General features: G+C 58.8%; 9 protein-coding genes. 3 read left to right on the forward strand and 6 right to left on the reverse strand.

Annotation, left to right across the window (positions count from 1 at the left end; all coding sequences use genetic code 11):
* Nucleotides 1-13: 13 nt before the first annotated feature.
* The gene (locus ETAA8_RS00670; protein ID WP_145083395.1) at nucleotides 14-991 is read right to left on the reverse strand and encodes a 3-keto-disaccharide hydrolase; all 978 of its coding nucleotides are present in this window, start codon (nucleotides 989-991) and stop codon (nucleotides 14-16) included.
* Between the two features lie 249 nt (nucleotides 992-1,240).
* On the opposite strand from ETAA8_RS00670, the gene ETAA8_RS00675 reads away from it, so the two are divergent.
* Complete coding sequence (locus tag ETAA8_RS00675) at nucleotides 1,241-5,563, forward strand: PA14 domain-containing protein (protein ID WP_145083399.1); 4,323 nt, start codon at nucleotides 1,241-1,243, stop codon at nucleotides 5,561-5,563.
* A gap of 52 nt (nucleotides 5,564-5,615) precedes the next feature.
* On the opposite strand, the gene ETAA8_RS00680 is transcribed toward ETAA8_RS00675, so the two are convergent.
* The 3 genes from ETAA8_RS00680 to ETAA8_RS34270 all read right to left on the reverse strand — a co-directional run bounded on the left by ETAA8_RS00680 (nucleotide 5,616) and on the right by ETAA8_RS34270 (nucleotide 9,894).
* Nucleotides 5,616-6,704, reverse strand: coding sequence for a hypothetical protein (locus tag ETAA8_RS00680; RefSeq protein ID WP_145083402.1), 1,089 nt, complete (start codon nucleotides 6,702-6,704; stop codon nucleotides 5,616-5,618).
* Between the two features lie 683 nt (nucleotides 6,705-7,387).
* Entirely contained in the window at nucleotides 7,388-8,608 is a 1,221-nt protein-coding gene (locus ETAA8_RS35145; protein WP_238397651.1) for a peptidylprolyl isomerase, read from the reverse strand.
* A gap of 98 nt (nucleotides 8,609-8,706) precedes the next feature.
* Nucleotides 8,707-9,894: a peptidylprolyl isomerase gene (locus ETAA8_RS34270; RefSeq protein ID WP_238397652.1), complete on the reverse strand. Its 1,188-nt coding sequence runs from the start codon at nucleotides 9,892-9,894 to the stop codon at nucleotides 8,707-8,709.
* Nucleotides 9,895-10,302: 408 nt separating this feature from the next.
* Here ETAA8_RS34270 and nagB point away from each other — a divergent pair, with 408 nt between their 5' ends.
* On the forward strand, nucleotides 10,303-12,198 hold the full coding sequence (gene nagB / locus ETAA8_RS00695) for a glucosamine-6-phosphate deaminase (protein ID WP_145083405.1): 1,896 nt from the start codon (nucleotides 10,303-10,305) through the stop codon (nucleotides 12,196-12,198).
* Nucleotides 12,199-12,214: 16 nt separating this feature from the next.
* On the opposite strand, the gene ETAA8_RS00700 is transcribed toward nagB, so the two are convergent.
* Complete coding sequence (locus ETAA8_RS00700; protein WP_145083408.1) at nucleotides 12,215-13,003, reverse strand: DUF2306 domain-containing protein; 789 nt, start codon at nucleotides 13,001-13,003, stop codon at nucleotides 12,215-12,217.
* 74 nt (nucleotides 13,004-13,077) lie between these two features.
* Here ETAA8_RS00700 and ETAA8_RS00705 point away from each other — a divergent pair, with 74 nt between their 5' ends.
* Nucleotides 13,078-14,427, forward strand: a complete 1,350-nt coding sequence (locus tag ETAA8_RS00705) for an MFS transporter (RefSeq protein WP_145083411.1) — start codon at nucleotides 13,078-13,080, stop codon at nucleotides 14,425-14,427.
* A 143-nt stretch (nucleotides 14,428-14,570) separates the two neighbouring features.
* Here the strand turns inward: ETAA8_RS00705 and ETAA8_RS00710 are convergent, their stop codons facing one another.
* A complete protein-coding gene (locus ETAA8_RS00710; protein ID WP_145083414.1) occupies nucleotides 14,571-14,942 on the reverse strand; it encodes a response regulator in 372 nt (123 codons plus the stop codon).
* Nucleotides 14,943-15,002: the final 60 nt, after the last annotated feature.

Raw genomic sequence — 15,002 nt, forward strand, 5'->3', positions numbered from 1 at the left:
CATCGAGAGAAAGTTACTTCTTCTCAACGATCCAGATATTGCGGAAGACCACGGGGTTGCCGTGGTCTTGCAGGAAGATGCCGAGTGGTTCGGGGCCCTCTTTGGCTTTGCCCGGAGTGCCGTTCTTGAGGTCGAGGTTTTCGTGAATCACGACGCCGTTGTGCTTGATCGTGGCGCGGGCGTTCTCGATCTTCTTGCCGTTGTCGTATTTGGCGGCGGTGAAGTCGATGTCGTAGGTTTGCCAGGCCAGGGGGGGCAGGCACATGTTGACGATCGGCTCGGCGACAGTGTAGATGCCGCCGCATTCGTTGTTCTTGCCGTCGAGGCCGAACGAATCGAGCACTTGCAGCTCATAGCGGCTCTGCATATAGACGCCGCTGTTACCGCGACCTTGGCCCCGTGATGCGGGCATGAACGGGGTGCGGAACTCGATGTGCAGCGTATGGTCGCCAAATTTGGCGTTCGTTTCGCAGTTGGTCGCGCCGAGCAGGTTCCCTTCGACCAGCTTGCCGTTCTTAAAGTTGTCGGCCGTGGTGCCATCGAACAGGACCGTCGCGCCAGTCGGTGCCTTCGCGCCCAGCGTCGGGCTCTTTCGTTCGGTCTTCTTGATCTCGGCGACTTGCTTGCCATCGTGCGAGACGGTCATCGTGCCAGCCTTGATAGTGGCAGTCCAATCGTCGCCTTTCACGTTGACGGTGCCGTCGGTGGTTTCGCCTTTGCCGCGCTTGGTTGCGTCGCCGCGCTTCCAGCCATCGCCAGGCAATCCGCCGGGATAGCCGACCACATCGAACTTGCCGTCACCGAGGGCGATCACCTGCACGCCCCACTTATGCCCTTCAACGTCGGTCCCGGCATACTCGCCTTGCACGGCGAAGTCCGGTCCAGCCTCTTTTTCGTTGGTGTAAGCCGCTTTGCCATCTGCCGCCTGAGCCAGGCCGGCCACCGCCAGCAGCAGACCAAACGACCAAGCCATCAATCGCCCGTTACGCATGTACGTCACTCCCCAAGGATTTGAATTCGCGAGAAAGTTCGCTAGAAGTCGTCCGCTATTTTGCAGCGTGACGGAATCGCAATCAAGCTGAGGGGAGCGACCGCGGCCGCTGCAGTCCAACGGTTCTTAAGTGGAGGATCGCAGAAGGACGCCGGTAGCAATCTGCAGGGTCTGCAGGCACAATCAACAAGTAACGCTTGGAATTGCAGACAGACCGCGGATGGTTTGACACGCTCTCGGGGAACGCGCATGCGGTGGAAGAATTTTTTGCAATGCTTAGCCTGCTGGTTCGCCGCTCTCTGCGCGCTGCCGGTCTTCGCCCAGGAAGAAGAAGGTGAAGAAGAGCCCTATTTGCCCGGGCTGATCGCCGAACATGGTGACAACCAAGTGAAGTTCAGGAAGCTGGAACCCACCGTCAACCGCGGCGCAAGGGTAGCCGATGAGCGACTGGATTCCGCTGGCCACACGCAGCACAACAGCGTGTGGCGCGGTGTGCTGCTAGTACCTGAAGATGGCCAGTACACCTTTTACTTACACACGGCGGGACGCGGCACTCATCTGGTGCTGGACGGCAAGCCGATTATCGACACTGGCAAAAATCTTGTTTCGCAAGGTTGGCTGGAATCCCCCCCGCAAAAGCTTTCGTATGGCGCAGTGCCGATCGAGATTTACTTCGCTCCGCACAACTCGGGCGAGAGCATTTCGCTCCACTGGTCCAGCGAGCGCTTTGCGCTCGAACCCATTCCAGCCCGCAATCTAGCTCATGATCGCAGGCTGACGTTGCGGGTCGATTTCGAACGGGGCGCTGTCCTCACGCGGGCGCTCCGCTGCGAAGCGTGCCATTCCGGCGAGGCAGCTGCGAAGACTTCACCGGTTCCCGCCCCAGCCCTCGATCAATTGGCTGGCAACTTGCAGCGACCTTGGCTGGTGAACTGGTTGATGGCGAAACACGCGGTGCCTGCTTCGGAAAAGGAAGAGCCCCGAATTGAACGGCGGATGCCCTATCTGGGAATGGACCCATCCGAGGCGGAAGTCCTCGCCGATTGGCTCCTCACCAGCCACAGCCCGCAGCAACCCAAGCAAAAACCAGCGTCCCAGCCGAAAGAGGCTCCGCCGAAAGAGAGCAACTCCAAACAGAAGAAAGAAAAGCGTGCGCCGCCTTCTGCTGCCGAGGGTGAGCGGTTGTTCTTCACGCAGGGGTGTCTTGCCTGTCATCAACGGGGCGAGTTTGGCGAGAGTGGTCTCTTCGGCGGCGGCGATCTGACTCACGTCGCAGCCAAGCGTCCCGCCGAGTACTTTGCTCGCTGGCTCGAACAGCCCGAGTCGCTCAATCGCGATCATCGGATGCCCGTGTTCGCGCTCACAGCCGATCAGCGGCAGTCGCTGGCGCTTTATCTGGGCAAGGAGACGGGGGACGAGGGACGAGAGTCGGGAACCAAGGCGAACGGAGCCAAGGCCCGCGAGATCGCGCGAAAGTACCGCTGCGATCAATGCCATCGCCTGCCGGAGGCCACTGAAGTAACCAAGCTAAGTGCGCCTGCCGTGGTGCCGTTGTTGCGTCGCGAGAGCAAGTGGGACCAGAGTTGTGCGTCAGCTGGTCAGGTGATTGGCAGGTCGCAGCCCAAGTTTGCGGTGGCCAAGAGCGATGCAGCCGCGCTCCAAAAGTACTTCACCGAGCGCCGCAGCTCGCTGGTGCGATCGTCAGTTGTGGATGGTGCTCAATTGCTGATCGAAAACAACTGCCTGGCCTGTCATGCCCGCGAGCCTGCGCCGGCCGGTGTCGTGCCTCGGCGCCTGGCCGAGAAACTCGCCAAGCTGGTCGAAGCCCACGAAGAACTCGCGCCGCAAATTCCGGCGATGACGCCGCCGTCGCTCAACAGCGTGGGGGATAAGCTCACCGATGCCGCGCTGGTCCAGTCGATCACGCGCGCCGGTCCCGCGCATCGCCCTTACCTGCTGGTGCAGATGCCCAAGTTCCGCTTGGACGACGAGCAAACACGACGACTGACGGAGTACTTCGTCGAGGCCGATCGAATTCCGGTAGACCGTCTCGCTGGCAGAGAAATCTTTACTCCCGCACAGCTTGAAGCGCGCGCGCTGGCGGGTCGTCGACTCGTCGGCACCGATGGCTTTGGATGCACCAGCTGTCATCAAGTGGGGAGCGTGCAGCCGGTCAAAGCTCCACCTGCCGCGCGCGGGCCCACGCTATCGATGCCGCAAGAGCGGCTGCGTAAAGAGTGGTTCGACCGCTGGGTGCGCAATCCGGCCCGCATCGTTCCCCGCATGGAAATGCCTTCGGTCCAAATCCCCGTGCGCGGCGTGCTGCAAGACAACCTCAAGGAGCAATTAGCTGCCGTGTGGGATGTTCTCAGTCAGCCCGGCTTCGAACCGCCCCTGCCCGAGCCCGTTCGCGTTGCTCGGTTCTACTCCAGCGAGAACAATGAAGACCAACAGCCCCTCGTCATCAGCGACCTGATCGAACACGAGGGCCAAACGCTGGAACGCGCCCTGCTCATCGGCCTGCCGAACCGGCACAATCTGCTGTTTGATCTGGCCACCCATCGACTGCTGAATTGGTCGCAAGGCGATCTCGCGCGGCAACGAACCAAAGGGAAGAATTGGTATTGGGAACCGGCGGGCGCGACGCTGCTTGATCCGCAGTTGGCAGAGTCAGAACTCTCACTTCAGTGGCGTGGCAAGACTTATCAGCCCACCACTACCGGTCAGTGGTTAGCCGATCCAGTAAGCACTTTGTTGGCGAAGGAGCGAATCAGTTTTGATTACAAGTTGCAGTTCGATGTCGACGGAGAAGACCAGCCACTGAAGTTGCTCGTCCAACAGATCGTCCGGCCTGTTCCTACGAAAGAGGGCGTGTCTGGTCTGGATCGTACCTATCACGTGACGGGCCTGCCGGCAGACGCCAAACTCGTCTGGCAATTGCTTTCACCCGCGAAGAACGCAGCCGCGAAATGGGATGCCGAGGCTGGCGAGTGGCAACTCGGCACGCGTGGCCGCATCCAGCCTCTTGCTCATGAAGCGAAGCTCGTTCGCGATGAGAGTGGCGTCATCAAGATTGAAGCACTGAAACGCGATGCGACGCTCATTTCCTTCGGCGCGAGATATACGTCACAGTTGCCCCCTGACGAATATCACGCTCCACGTTTTCCTCCGTTCCCGATTGAACAACCGCCGGTCGTGATTGCTCCTGGGTTCACCGGCCAGCGATTGACTCTACCGCCAGAGATCATGCCCACGGCTTTGGCCTGGAGACCAAATGGCGATCTTGTCGTCGCGTCGCTGAAGGGACAAGTGTTGGCATTTGCGAAGGAGTCGCTTTCTCAGCCCATGCCGCAAGGTGAGCTGCTGGTCGATGGTTTGGCCGCGCCTTATGGCATCAATGCGGGGGCTGACTATGTCGATGTCGCTGTGAAGTATGGATTGCTGCGTGTGAGTCGGTCGAGCGCACGGAGCGGGACCGAGATTCGTACACTCGCTTCCGGCTGGGGTTACACCAGTGACTATCACGATTGGGCCGTTGGTTTGCCGCAGGATACCGCGGGAAACTACTACCTGGCACTCCCCTGCTTTCAGGACAATCGCCCTGCTGTGGCCGGCAAGTTGAAAGGCTCGGTCCTCAAACTTACGCCGCGCCAACCCACTCCCACGGATCCGCAATGGTTTGCCAAGGAGGTCCTCACCCACGGTCATCGCTTTCCCATGGGGATGGCACTGAATGCGAACGACGAGCTGTTCGTCACCGACAACCAAGGGAACTACAACCCGTACAACGAATTGAATTTTGTGCAGCCCGGCAAGCACTTTGGCTTTGTAAACAAGGGAGCCGAAAAGCCGAGCAAGCTCACGCCTCCTGCGATCGATATTCCGCATCCGTGGACTCGCAGCGTGAATGGCATCTGCTTCCTGACCACACCCAAGCAGTTACAAGCGGCCGGCAAGGCCAACCACTTCGGCCCGCTCGAAGGGCACCTAGTGGGCTGCGAATACGACACCCGCCGCTTGATTCGGATGAGCTTGCAGAAAGTCAACGGCGACTATCAGGGCTGCTGCTATCCGCTCACCGTCGCCACGACGGCAGAGGAATCACCACTCGGGCCCATCTGCTGTGAGGTTTCACCGACTGGCGAACTCGTCGTCGGTAGCATTCGCGATAGTGGTTGGGGCGCTGGCAACAACATCGGCGAAGTCATTCGGATCAAACTCGATCCAGCCGGCCTCGGTCACGGCCTGGCTGAAATGCGGGCGACCAGCGGCGGCTTCGAGCTCGACTTTCTTCAGCCCGTCGACGAGAAGTTGGCCACCGATGTGAGCAACTACTCCCTCAGCAGTTGCCGCCGCGAATCGACACCCGCTTACGGCGGCAACGACATCGACCGGCGAACCGAAAAAGTCGCGAAGGCTGAACTGAGCAAGGACAAGAAGCGCGTCACCCTCTCACTTCCGGAACTGCGTGCCGGGCACCTCTACGAACTGCGACTTAAGTCGCTGGCTGCTGACGGCGCTCCATTTCATCCGGCCGAAGCCTATTACACGCTGCGCACGCTGGTGAAGTAGCGAATTCGGCAGGCAATGTTACGCGTTTTTTGAGAGCGAGCGACTAACGCGCTCAATCAGCTGCAGCAGTTTCTGGCAGTGCGTGGAGCATGTGATCGCTCAGGGCATCGTACTTAGGCGGGAACAGCAACTCTCGCAGTGAAGCAAGCAGGTTGGCGCATTCGGCCGGCGCGTAGACTTCGTCGAGCCAGGCAGCGAAATCATCGAGTTGGCGACGCCCTTCGGGCCAGCGCACGACCATCACGCGGTTGCACTCTTCGAGCAGTTGATAAACCCGGGCGCGAGTCACCCCCAGTTTGCGAGCTTGCACGCGAACGCTGACTCCTTCGTTGCCGATCCCAAGACGATCGCGAGCAATCGCCGCGACGGTATCGCCACAGTCGAGTTCCAATTGAGCCAGGAGCGGCTCGATCAAATTCTTCTCGAGCTGAATTCGAGTTGGAGGTGTGCCATGAGAGCGGATTGCGGCCAACCGGTTTTCGAGGTCGATCACGAACTTGGGCTGCAATCGCACGGCCAGGCCCCCCAGCGAATGCGTGGTGGTGAGCATGTTGTGTACGGCATGAAACACTTCGAGCACCACGCGGACCCGCTTTTCGCCGTGAGTCTTCAGGGCGCGAATATCGGCAAGCGTGTAATTCAAGTAAAAGCCGAGCTGCGTGTTCCAAATGACCGTAGGGACATCGCGCAGCGCGGGGCACAGCCGGCCAACTTTTTCATAAGCGAGGCCGTGAACTTGCACCTGCTCGCGCCACTGAGCCCAGACCAGTTCCGACACCAGGTCGGGGTTGAATTGTCCGTTATCGGCCGCGCCAGCGGCAGGACGGCTCTTCCGTTCGCCGGGAAAGGCCGAGAGAGCGTTGGGGTCGGTCTTGAGAGCGCGGCCTAGCAGCTTGACCAGCGATAGCATCTTCTTCTTGCCGATGCCCGACGCGGCCGCCAGTTCGTCGAACGACGACTGCAGCAGCTCGTTCAATGGACGCGGCAAAAAGGCGAGGGGCAAGCGGCGATCGGCCGGCAATACCCAGAAGGCGAGCGGCTTTTCCAAGCGATCTTGAAAATCACCTTCAAGCAGTACGGCCCGCACGTTGTCGTAGGCTGCGCGGAGCTTGACTTCGTCGGCGGTGGGAGTTTTGGACATCGAAATTCATCTCCTCGATGGGCGGCAGGATGCTGCTTTGACCGGTGCAGCGAACAGACGATTGCCCAGCGACGCTGCGGGCAAACGTTGGGTTCGACTGGCTAGGCGTGAACGCTAGGGCGTCCAGCTTGGCTGGCGGTGGAACAGCAATCGTCACGTTTGCCCCTGAACGACGTCACTAGAAAATGGGTTTTCTGGCAAGCAGCGTTACGGGAAAACGATCCGACTCTGACATGTACATTCGCAGGTAGGACGCCTGAGCTTTCCCTGTCTACGATTTTTTTACGAAATCGTTACCAGAATTCAGCCAAGACTGGCGGAAGTTGGCTTCGGTCTCATTCGTAAGACGACTGAGGCGTGGATGGTGGGGCGCGAAGGGTGAAAAAACTTTCACTTTCCGCTAACTTGAAATTCTCAACCCTCACAGCCGTTTCGTCAAGCGACAAACAGTGGCGACTTCTTAAGAATTTAATCACCAGCGCCGCTAATGCGGTGAAATCTAGATTAAGGGAAGATTAACTTCCGTCTGACTCGGCTGCGGAGAGCCGCAACGGCAACTTAAGTTACGCTATCATTGCTGGTTATCGAGGTCGCTGCGGCTGACGCATAAATGCCAATGGTAAGCCATTTTGAGCCTGGATGACTGCGGTTTCCCGCAGCGTAAGTCGATAAGCTGCCGGAAGTTACTCGACCTTATTCGGCTTATAATCGTGGTTCCGTTTTCGCAAAACTTCCGCCTTGACAATCTTGTCCGGCTGAGGGGGAGTTGGTGCTTGCGGATCACGCCGCTGCAGCTTTGCCAGCACGTCGAATCCTTCCACAACACGCCCAAAGGCTGTGTGTCGCTTGTTGAGGTGAGTTGTGGGGCGGAAGGTCAAGAAGAATTGCGAACCGCCGGTGTCTTTTCCCGCGTGGGCCATGCTCATTGTGCCGCGAAAGTGCATCCGGGCATCTGGCCTTTCGCACTCGCAATAGATCTCGTAACCGGGGCCGCCACTGCCATCGCCTGTTGGGTCGCCACCCTGGGCCATGAAGTTGGGGAGTACTCGGTGGAACGTCAGGCCATCGTAGAACTTCTTCTCGACCAGGTTAATGAAGTTCCCCACGGCACCGGGCGCTTCGTTTTCGAATAGTTCGATGACGACCGGACCCTTAGAGGTTTCCAACTTCACGCGCGGCAGGTCGTCGGCCTTGGCCTCTTTTTCGCGAATCAGTTTCTCCGCTTCCCAGGCCTTCTTTTGAGTCGGCAGTTCGGCCAGGTATTCGCGCCCATCGGCATCGATCCGACCGGCATCGCTGGCCAGCTTCAAGTACTTTTCAGCTGTGTCGTAGTCATCCAGACGATAGGCGGCGACACCTGCAAACGAATAGAGAGCCGGTTCTTCGCATTTCTTGTCGATCATCAACTTGGCCAACTTCAGGGCATTCTCGTTTTCATCGCGACGCACATCGAAGGCCACCATGCCGATTAAGGTGCGAGTGACATCGGCAATCTTATTGGGTTCGGCTGCGAAAGCTGCCTCAGCGGCGGCGCGAAGTTCTGGCAGGATTGTTTCGCTCTCGGCCACCAGCTTGATGTACTCCGCCTTCATTTCCGCCTTCTTCGCGGGGTCGGTCTGTTGGCCATAAGCGGCAGCTAATTCGCCCAGTTGTTTATCGACGGCATTCCAGCGGGCTTGCGATGCTTTAAACTTGCCGGCCGGGGAATTGTCCGCTGGTGCTTCGGCCGGTTTTTCCGGCTTTGTTCCCGCTGGTTTATCTTCCGTCTTCTTATCTTCGACCTTGGCGGCCTCACCTTTAGGCTCCGCAGCAGGTTGGCCAAAAAGTGCGCAACCGGTGCTCAGGACGATGAAGAGAGACAGGAAAGGAATCGAACGGGCAGCAGCGGAGAGGTAGTACTTCATGTCAATTCAACCTGGTTCTAGCGTGGGGCAGGCATCTTGCCTGTCATGAATAAGAGGAACCATCGGCGGGAATGCACGGGCGAGCAACGAGGCCGAATTTACTCGACCTTCTTAGGAACATAAGCGTGGTCGCGCTTCCGTTCGACCGTGGCAGTCACAATCTTATCTGGTTCGACTTTCGTCGGGGCTGATGGATCGCGGCGCTGCAGATTCTCCAGCACGTCCATGCCCGAGATGACGCGGCCAAAGCAGGTGTGCCGGCCGTTCAGGTGCGGAGTCGCGCGGAAAGTGAGAAAGAACTGCGAGCCACCGGTATCTTTGCCCGCATGGGCCATGCTCAAACTGCCGGCAAAGTGTTTGCGGAAGTTGGGCTTATCGAGTTCGCAATAGATCTGATAACCCGGTCCGCCTGTGCCGTCACCCTTGGGATCGCCACCCTGGGCCATAAAGCCCTTGAGCACGCGATGGAAGGGAGTACCGTCGTAGGCCTTCTTTTCGACCAGGCTGATGAAGTTGCCAACCGTGTCGGGAGCTTCGTTTTCGAACAATTCGAGGACAATCTCACCCTTGGTCGTTTGGATCTTCACGCGCGGCAGGTCGTTGGCCGCAGCTTCGGCTTCACGCAGCTTTTGTTCTTGCTCCCAAAAGCCTTTGTAGGCAGCCGTTTCGCCGGAGTACTCGTCGCCGGGAGGCGAAAGAGCACCACCCTCCTGGGCCACTTTGAAGTATTCTTCGGCCTTGGTGAAATCGTTCAGGCAGAACGCGGCAATCGCAGCCGTGTTATAGATTTGCTTCTCACCACAGTCGTTCTTAATGAGGACTTCGGCCAGGTCGAAAGCTGACTTGTAGTGATCGTTGGCGGCATCATCGGCGGCCATTTTCACCAGAAAACGGGTCAGCTGCGGGTCTTGATTGGGGGCCGCTTCGTAGGCCTTCTTGCCGGCAGCTTGCAGCTCGGGGACCAGTTTATTTCCCTCGGCAATCAGTTCTTCCCACTGCTTGTCGAGCGCTTCCCGCTCACCTGCCTGAGCCACGGCATACTTGAGCTTGAGTTTACGCAGATCGTCGATCACCGTCTTCCAGCGATTCAACAGGGCGTTGTAATCCCCTTCCCCAGCGGCAGGCTTCGCTTCGGCCTCCTTGGTCTCGGCAGCGGGCTGTTTTGTTTCAGCCTTCTTCGGTGATTCTGTGCCGGGCTGAGCAACGGCCATGTTCCCCAGCAACAGCGACAAGGTGGATAACGTCAGGCAAAAGGACCAGGGAGCCAATCGGAACTTGGTGAGCATTATGGTTTTCCCTCGGGCATGCAGGAGATTTGTGTGCGGAGATATTCTGTCAATACGTGCCGTGCCAGTAGACGGATCGCAACGACTGGGCAACTTTGTCCATTTTTACTCTGCCGCACGGCCACTTGGCAGCCGTCGGCGGGCCGGGGTAAAGCTTGTACCATACACGATTTCCGCCAAGTTGATAATCCGGCGAAGGTGCGACGCAAGACGCTCGGCTCCAGCCAACCAGCAGGGAGGTGCAACTGGCGGACGAAAGCCCGTTGTGACATACTGGACGAGCAACGTGGGAATGGATCGCTGGTGGATGGATTGCCGGGGAATGCGGTCCGGGTCTCGCCCTCTAACCAGGCGCTGTTTTGAAGAACACAGTTCTCCCAAAATCTGCCGCCCCAATTCATCTGCATTATGGCTATCGGCACTGTTGCTGCACCCAAAGCTCGCCGCGCGGCGGGCACCAATCTTCCCGCCTACGTGTTTGAATCGGGCAGCGATCTTGCCCGGCATGTAGCACACATCGTCGCGGGAATCATCCGCGAACGAAACGCCCTCGGGCAAAATGCGGTCCTCGGTCTGCCGACTGGCAGCACACCGGTGGGCGTCTATCGCGAACTGGCCCGCATGCACCAGGAAGAAGGGCTCGACCTGTCGGGAGTCATCACCTTCAACCTCGACGAGTACTACGGCCTCACGCCCGATCAGCTGCAGAGCTATCACCGCTGGATGCACGAGCAGTTCTTCTCGAAGGTAAATGTGCGCAAAGAGAATATTTACATTCCCCGCGGCGATGTTCCGCTCTCCAGAATTGATGCGTATTGCCGTGAGTACGAAGGTGAGATTGAGCGGGCCGGTGGCATCGACCTGATGATTCTCGGCATCGGCGGCAATGGTCACATCGGCTTCAACGAACCCTTTAGCGTGCGCAATAGTCGCACGCGTTTGTGTACGCTCGACCCTGTCACTCGCCGCGCCGCGGCCAGCGATTTCTTTGGCGAATGGAACGTACCGACGCAAGCCATCACGCTGGGGCTGGGTACCATCTTCGATGCGCGCAAGATCCTCCTGCTCGCGCTGGGCGAACACAAAGCGGGCATTATCAAGGAATTGACCGAAGGAGCCATCACGCCCCGCGTCCCTGCTTCTTACTTGCAGGAACATGGCGATGCAGCAGTGCTTGTTGACGCTGCCGCGGCCAGCAAACTGACGAGTAGCGAAACACCCTGGGCTCTCGGCAACGTCGAATTCACCGACGCGCTCATCAAGCGGGCGATGATTTGGCTCTGCGACAAAACGGGCAAGAGCCTGCTCAAGCTGACCGACGATGATCTGCGCCAGCATGGCCTGCATCAACTGCTGCGGCATCACGGTCCCGCACCCAAGATCGCGCACAACGTCTTCTCGCATTTGATGCAGACCATCGAATATCACCCGGCGGGCAAGGATGAAAAGAAGCGGGTCATCTGCTTCAGCCCGCATCCCGATGACGACGTCATTAGTATGGGTGGCACGCTCATTCGGCTGGTCGAAGATGGCCACGAAGTCCACATTGCCTACATGACGAGCGGCAACATCGCGGTGTTCGATCACGATGCCCAACGCATCGCCGATCTGGTGACTGAATACAACCGCATGTTCGGCATCGATACCGAGCGTAGCCAACTGGTCGAGAGCACCGTGCACGAGGCGCTCGACCGTAAAGCACCAGGGACTTGCGACATCGACGCCGTGCAGAAGATCAAGGGACTCATTCGCTGGGGTGAAGCGAAGGCTGGCGCGTTCAAAGTGGGCGCTAAAGAAGAGCACCTGCACAATCTCGACTTGCCCTTCTACCGCACCGGCACGATCGCCAAGAAACCGATCAGCGACGAGGACGTCCAGATCATCAAGCGACTGATTGAAGAGGTGAAGCCGCATCAGGTCTACGTGGCCGGCGACCTTTCCGATCCGCACGGCACGCACCGCGTTTGTGCGCAAGCCATCTTTCGCGCGCTGCTGCAGATCGAGCAGGAGCAAGGCTCGCGGCCCGAAGCGTTGCTTTATCGCGGCGCGTGGCAGGAATACGAACTGCACGAAATCGAGATCACGGTGCCACTAAGCCCGGGCGATATCCTGCAAAAGCGCAAGGCGATCTTCATGCACCAAAGCCAGAAGGACGAAGCACTCTTCCCTGGCAGCGACCCACGGGAATTCTGGCAGCGGGCAGAAGACCGCAACACCGGCACCGCCGCCCGCTACAACCAGGTCGGCTTGCCCGAGTACTTCGCCATGGAAGCCTTTGTGCGTTGGAATGGAGTGCCGATCTAGGGGCTGGGCATTTGTATTACTCCCTCGCCTCGGTACTCCGGGGAGAGGGTTGGGGTGAGGCGCCGACGCGAATTCTAACGTTGTGCTCTGCAGCAATGTCACTCGTTCGAAATCGCCAAATCTCATACATGGCCAACGGCACCAGCCAGCTAAGCCACGCATTCAGCACATAGGTAGTTTCGGATTCTGTACCGGTCACAATCAGTGCGCCGGAGACGACGCGCAAGATCAACGGCGAGATGAGCAGCACGTAGCAACGACTGGCCCACACTTGATGCAGCAGAATTCTCTTGGTGCAGGCGTAGTACACAGCCAGCGCCGCACAGAATGCAGTGGCGAGCGTTAGTGCGGCAAAGCCCCAGCCGGCCATTGGTCCGGTGAACGCTTGTGTCGCCATCATCAGGCCACTGGGCAAGAGTGCGGCGAAGATCAGCACCATTTGGACGCGTCCCGCCCAGCGATGCCACAGGCGAAACCGACCAGCACCCTGGCTCCAGACCAAAAACGTGCCGAGCACAATGGTCGGCGGGCCGCTGATGATATGCGTATAAAACGCGATGGCATACGCGCGGGTAAAGGTCTCTTCGCGACCCGTGAGAAATGCCGACTCGACAAAGTTGGCGGGAAAGTACCAGCGATACTCGAGCAGGATTCCGACCAGCACTCTCAATCCCAGCACTGCGGACAGCAGCGTGAGGAGAGGCTTGTAGCGGCCGAAGCCGTGCAAACTAAGAAAGCCATTCCCCATAGCGCTCCCAGCCCCAGTGAAACCGGCGAAGAGAAGAATCAGCAGCGGGTGGCACACTTATTCTAACTGCCAGCTGGGGCTGCGGCCCAACTCACGTCGAACGAAACCCCAATCTCTAGTACGATTGCGGCATGAACGAAACGAAACCGACGCCGCGCAAGTCCTTCCCCAACGAAGATCGCCCTGTGACTCGCCGCGAGCTCACGGCCTGGGCCCTGTGCGATTGGGCGAACAGTGCCTACTCGACGCTGTCGATTACCCTCCTTGTCGCCTACATCACCAAGATCGCTTTTCCGGCTCCGTTCGAGCTGGGGGGAATCGAGATCACTGGCCAGCGCGTCTGGGGCTGGGGACTCGGCATCTCGATGTTCTGTGCCGCCTGGCTTTCGCCGGTGCTGGGCGCAATGGCCGATGCCCGGGGCGCGAAATGGAAATGGCTGATCGGCACTTCTTTGCTCGGAGCAACACTAGCCACTTCGATCCCGTTTGCGCCCCTCTCTCAGCCGCTGCTCATCATCGCCCTGTTCTTTTTCACCAGCCTCTGTTTTGAACTGTCGTTCGGTTTCTACAACGGCTTCTTACCCGAATTGGCCGACGACGAATCGATGAATCGGATCTCGGGGCTGGGCTTCGCAGCCGGTTATCTCGGTGGCGGACTGGCGCTCGTGGTTGTGCTCGTGCTGTTTGCCGTGGGGCCTTCGATTGGCTTGCCCGACAAAATTACGCAAGCCCGCGCGGGCCTGGTGGTCATGGGTCTGTGGTGGGGCCTTTTCATGATTCCTGCCGCCCTTTGGCTGCGCGATCGCGCCGCACCGCGCAACGTCGATCGCGGGCTGGGGAGCACGGCCGTGGCTGCCATTCAATCGGTGTTTCATACCTTGCAAAACGTCCGCGCGTTCAGCGTGTTGTCGCTCTTCTTGCTGGGCTATTTGATTTACAACGAAGGCATTCAGACGGTCATGAGCCAGGCGGGCGTATTCGGCGAAAGCGTCCTCTCGATGGAAGCGTCGGAACTCATGCTGCTGGTGCTGATGATTCAGCTCGTCGCCGCACCGGCTGCTTTGGCCGTCGGTTGGATTTCCGATCGCATTGGTGCCAAGACCACGCTGCTTGTTTGCCTATCCATTTGGTGCGGTCTGCTCGTCGCCGCTTACTTCGTGAACACCAAGCCGCAGTTCTGGGTGATGGGCGCTGTCGTCGCGCTCGTGATGGGTGGCACGCAGGCCGTTGGCCGGTCGATCATGGGATCGATGACACCCGAATCGAAGACCGCCGAGTTCATGGGCTTCTTCAATCTCTCGGCCCGCGCCACCAGCATGGTTGGACCGATCTTGTTCACCGAAGTGATGAAGCACACGGGGAGCGCCAACGCGGCGATCCTGAGCTTGCTCGTCTTCATCGTGATCGGTGCGGTAATCGTCTCGTTCGTGAACCTGCAGCGCGGCATCGCCCAAGCCAAGGCCGAAGACGCGAAAGCGTAGCCTCCGGCGGATCCTATTCGTTGAAAAATCCCCTGGGATTTTTCAACACTACCTAGTGCCAAACACGTGCGCCAGGCGAATAGGTGTTGCTAAACTCCCGCCATTTATCAACACCCCATTTCGCGGTTTAGCCGTTTGAGGCATTACTTCAGCAGCTTGCTGAGACTCGCTTGCGTCGAGTCGAGATAGAGCTCTTTTTTGCCGAAGCCGAGAAGGGCACCGGCGGCGACAGCCTGCTCTTGATACTGCGCATAGTTGGTGATGAGCATCACCGGGACAGCGGCCAGTTGGGGGTCGGCTTTCATGGCCTGAATGATTTCGAGGCCGTCGCTGTAATCTTGATCGAGCTTGCGATTGACGAGTACCAGGTCGAATGAAGACTGCTTGAGCAGGGCGAGTGAGTCATCGGGCCCATGCGTTTGCTCGACCTCGGCATTGAACTGCTTCACGAGCATGCCGCGGATCGCGCCATGATCCACCGAGCAGTTACCGATATCCAGCACGCGTTTGGGCATTTTTCGTGTCTTCACGCCCCTGGGGCTGCCCCGGGGGTTTAACGGCTTCTGCACTAGTAG

The sequence above is a fragment of the Anatilimnocola aggregata genome (assembly GCF_007747655.1).
Lineage (GTDB): Bacteria > Planctomycetota > Planctomycetia > Pirellulales > Pirellulaceae > Anatilimnocola > Anatilimnocola aggregata.

Excerpts from the sequence above, each read along its gene's own strand:
- ETAA8_RS00680 (WP_145083402.1), bottom strand. The coding sequence starts at position 6,704 with ATGTCCAAAACTCCCACCGCCGACGAAGTCAAGCTCCGCGCAGCCTAC.
- ETAA8_RS34270 (WP_238397652.1), bottom strand. The coding sequence starts at position 9,894 with ATGCTCACCAAGTTCCGATTGGCTCCCTGGTCCTTTTGCCTGACGTTA.
- nagB (WP_145083405.1), top strand. The coding sequence starts at position 10,303 with ATGGCTATCGGCACTGTTGCTGCACCCAAAGCTCGCCGCGCGGCGGGC.
- ETAA8_RS00675 (WP_145083399.1), top strand. The coding sequence starts at position 1,241 with ATGCGGTGGAAGAATTTTTTGCAATGCTTAGCCTGCTGGTTCGCCGCT.
- ETAA8_RS00705 (WP_145083411.1), top strand. The coding sequence starts at position 13,078 with ATGAACGAAACGAAACCGACGCCGCGCAAGTCCTTCCCCAACGAAGAT.
- ETAA8_RS00670 (WP_145083395.1), bottom strand. The coding sequence starts at position 991 with ATGCGTAACGGGCGATTGATGGCTTGGTCGTTTGGTCTGCTGCTGGCG.
- ETAA8_RS00710 (WP_145083414.1), bottom strand. The coding sequence starts at position 14,942 with ATGCCCAAACGCGTGCTGGATATCGGTAACTGCTCGGTGGATCATGGC.
- ETAA8_RS35145 (WP_238397651.1), bottom strand. The coding sequence starts at position 8,608 with ATGAAGTACTACCTCTCCGCTGCTGCCCGTTCGATTCCTTTCCTGTCT.